Genomic DNA, 3233 nt, shown 5'->3' on the forward strand with positions numbered 1-3233 from the left:
AGTCGCGGTCACCCCGCCGGGCACGAGCGCGACGCCGGCCGTGCCGGTGCCCGCGGCGAGGCCGCGGGCCAGCTCCTCGGCGGGCGTGTCCACCAGCAGCAGCGCGGCCAGCACCGTCGGCAGGACCGGCCCGGGCACGAGGTCCTCGGCGGCCTGCTCGACCGCGGCGGCCTGGTCGGCGAGCGTGGCGCCAATCCCGCCGAGCCGCTCCGGCAGCGCGATGGCGAAGAGCCCGAGGGTGGCCAGGTCAGGCCAGTGCGCCCGCCAGCCACCGGGGTCCGCGGTACCCGGCTCCAGCGCACGCACGGTGGCCAGCACACTCGCGCGCCGCGACACGTCCCGAACCGAGTCCTGGATGGCCCGCTGGACCTCGGTGATCGCGATGGACACAGCAGTCAGTATAGAACGTGTTTCAGTTTTGATCGCCAGTCGGCGCCGTGGTCCGTTGGGTAAGCTATCGCTCACCACGCTGGAACACGTTTCGACTAGGGGACCGTACCGATGGCACGACCGCGCACCTCGGGAGCGAACGCGCTCAACACGCTCACCGACGACGAGCTCGGCTCGACGGCGCAACGCGACCGACGCAAGCGAATCCTCGACGCCACGATCGCGCTGGCGTCGAAGGGCGGGTTCGAGGCGGTACAGATGCGCGCCGTCGCGGAGAAGGCGGACGTCGCGCTCGGCACGCTGTACCGGTACTTCCCGTCCAAGATCCACCTGCTGGTGTCCGGCCTCGCCCGCGAGCTCGAGCGCGGCCAGGAACGTGCCGAGCGCGCCACCGTCCCAGGCGACACCGCCTACGACCGGCTGCTGTTCGTGCTGAGCCGGATCACCCGCGCCATGCAGCGCGACCCGAACCTGACCGAGGCGATGACCCGGGCGTTCATGTTCGCGGACGCGTCCGCATCGTCCGAGGTGGACACCGTCGCGAAGCTGATCGAGCGAATGTTCACCCGGGCGCTGCACGGCGGCGTCGTGACCGGTGAGCCCACCGACGAGGACCGCGCGATCGCCCGGGTGATCGGCGACGTGTGGCTGTCCAACCTGGTCGCCTGGGTCACCCGGCGCGCGTCGGCGAGCGACGTGGCGGACCGGCTCGAGCTGACCGTGCGACTGCTCATCTCCGACCGCGGCGCGAGCTCCTAGGGGTACCCGGTCGGCGGTGGACGATCATCTGTCGGCACGGCATGCTGACCCGGTGGCTAGCGAACAGAAGGCCGTGTTCGACCTGATCGGACGGCGGTACGACGAGTCCTTCGTCGAGCGGGACGACCAGCTCGCGGAGGGCGCCTGGCTGATCGAACAGCTCGACCGGCCGGCCAGGGTGTTGGATCTCGGCGTCGGCAGCGGGCTGCCCACCGCGAAGCAGCTGATCGACGCGGGCATCGACGTGGTCGGGACCGACGAGTCCGCGGTCATGCTCGAGCTGGCGCAGGCACAGGCGCCCGGCGGCAGCTACCTGCACCGCGACATGCGCGACCTGAGCGACCTGGGCGAGTTCGACGCGGCGGTCGCCTTCTTCTCGCTGATCATGCTGCCCAAGGCGGACATCCCGCCGCTGCTGAGCGGCGTGCGCGAACTGCTGCGCGGGCCGCGGCTGCTGCAGGTCTCCATGGTCCTCGGCGACTTCGACCGCTTCCCGATCAGCTTCCTGGGCGTGCCGACGGAGGCGTCCGCCTACCCGCCGGACGAGCTGCGGCAGGTCGTCACGGACGCCGGCTTCGAGATCACCGAGCTTCGTGAGGTGGCCGCGGAGGCCGAGCCGAACCGCATCGAGGTGCAGATCTACCTGCGGGCGAGGGCGCTCTGACCCCCGGTTTAGCCGGGTGCCCAGCGCCGCGCCGATGACCTGACGCGGTGGATCATCGCGAGCGGGCTGGCTAGACCCACTCGGCCCGCGAGAGCGCGGCGCGGAGCTTCGCGAGGGCGCGGTGCTGGGTCACCCGGACCGCGGTCGGCGTGAGGCCGACGGTGGTCGCGGTCTCCTGAGCGGACAGGCCGACGACGAGGCGCAGCCGCAGGATCTCCCGCTGGCGCGGGGGCAGCGTGTTCAGCAGGTCGGTGAGGCGTTCCCGGAGGTCAGCGGCCATGATCAGCTGCTCGGGGCTCGCGCTCACGTCCACCCCGTCCGGCACGTCGGCCGACGGGTCGGAGCGGTCCCGGCCGGCACGGCGGTAGTGATCGGCCACCTTGTGGGCGGCGATGCCGTACACGAACGGGAGGAAGGACTGGGGCTCGTCGTTGTATCGACCGAGGGCACCGAGCACGGCGACGCAGATCTCTTGCGCGACGTCGTCCGCCGAGGAGTACGCGGAGCCGCTACGCCCGATTCGTGACCGGCAGTAACGAACTATGGCCGGACGGATCCACGTGAAGAGGGTCGCGATCGCATCGCGCTCGCCTGCCATAGAGGAGACGACGAGCTCGTGGAACGCGGCGCTCTTGAGCCTCGCGAAGATTTCCGTGGCGTCAGACGAGATGACCTGCATGTGAGGAATACTCGTAAGCACCGCTGATCGGCAACAGAGTCAAAAGGCCCTGTCGGGGTAGCGCAGTTGCATCGTCAACCAACCCTTACGGGCAACACGCCTGGTGACCGGCCCTGTCGAGGCTCCTGCCCCTTCGGGTGAACCTGGCCGACCTCGGGGGCAACGCGGCGATCGGAATCGGACTGTTCGGTATCTATTCACGGACCCCACCGGGCCGCGCGGTCGCCCAACGTGTCGGGGTCGACGTCCGCGCCAGGTCGCCGGGTGCCGGCGCGGGCCACGCGCGTGTGCAGGCAAGACCCCATCGGGAAATTGCTCGCGAAGTTGTCACACATCAGCGTCGTTTTTCGCCGAAGACTTCCAAACGGCCCAATATCTGCACCTAACTGATAGTCGCGGTCGTACGCTGACCTCGTGACCAGCACGCCGACGGAAGAGCTGGCAGAAGCCTTCGTAGGACTCGCCGACGCCGTCGGCGAGTCCGATCTCGACGGCTTCCTGGACCTGCTCGCCGACCGGTGTGTACGCCTACTCGACGTGTCCGCGGCCGGCCTGTCGCTGGTCGACGAGGAGGGCAAGACCAGGGCGGCGGGTGCGTCGAGTGAGCGGGCGAAGGCGCTGGCGCTGCTCGAGGACGGACCCGGCCCGGACTGCCACCGCGCCGGCGAGCCGGTCGTCGTGCCCGACCTGACCGGGGCGGACTCGCGCTGGCCGGAGTTCACCGCGACCGCGACCGCGGCG

The 3233-nt window shown here is 70.3% G+C and carries 5 protein-coding genes; 3 read left to right on the forward strand and 2 right to left on the reverse strand.

What is annotated here, in order from left to right; translation table 11 throughout:
* Nucleotides 1–390: acyl-CoA dehydrogenase family protein (locus ACRDSK_RS32390; RefSeq protein WP_431445223.1), on the reverse strand; the 390-nt coding region annotated here is incomplete at its 3' end.
* 111 nt (nucleotides 391–501) lie between these two features.
* Here ACRDSK_RS32390 and kstR point away from each other — a divergent pair.
* Both kstR and ACRDSK_RS32400 read left to right on the forward strand, forming a co-directional pair.
* The gene (gene kstR, locus ACRDSK_RS32395; RefSeq protein ID WP_431445224.1) at nucleotides 502–1149 is read left to right on the forward strand and encodes a cholesterol catabolism transcriptional regulator KstR; all 648 of its coding nucleotides are present in this window, start codon (nucleotides 502–504) and stop codon (nucleotides 1147–1149) included.
* A 52-nt stretch (nucleotides 1150–1201) separates the two neighbouring features.
* The gene (locus tag ACRDSK_RS32400) at nucleotides 1202–1813 is read left to right on the forward strand and encodes a class I SAM-dependent DNA methyltransferase (protein ID WP_431445225.1); all 612 of its coding nucleotides are present in this window, start codon (nucleotides 1202–1204) and stop codon (nucleotides 1811–1813) included.
* Between the two features lie 70 nt (nucleotides 1814–1883).
* On the opposite strand, the gene shbA is transcribed toward ACRDSK_RS32400, so the two are convergent.
* The gene (gene shbA / locus ACRDSK_RS32405) at nucleotides 1884–2492 is read right to left on the reverse strand and encodes an RNA polymerase sigma factor ShbA (RefSeq protein WP_431445227.1); all 609 of its coding nucleotides are present in this window, start codon (nucleotides 2490–2492) and stop codon (nucleotides 1884–1886) included.
* A gap of 414 nt (nucleotides 2493–2906) precedes the next feature.
* Here shbA and ACRDSK_RS32410 point away from each other — a divergent pair.
* Nucleotides 2907–3233: GAF domain-containing protein (locus tag ACRDSK_RS32410; protein ID WP_431445228.1), on the forward strand; the 327-nt coding region annotated here is incomplete at its 3' end.

Source organism: Actinophytocola sp. (genome assembly GCF_050699915.1).
Taxonomy (GTDB): domain Bacteria; phylum Actinomycetota; class Actinomycetes; order Mycobacteriales; family Pseudonocardiaceae; genus Actinophytocola.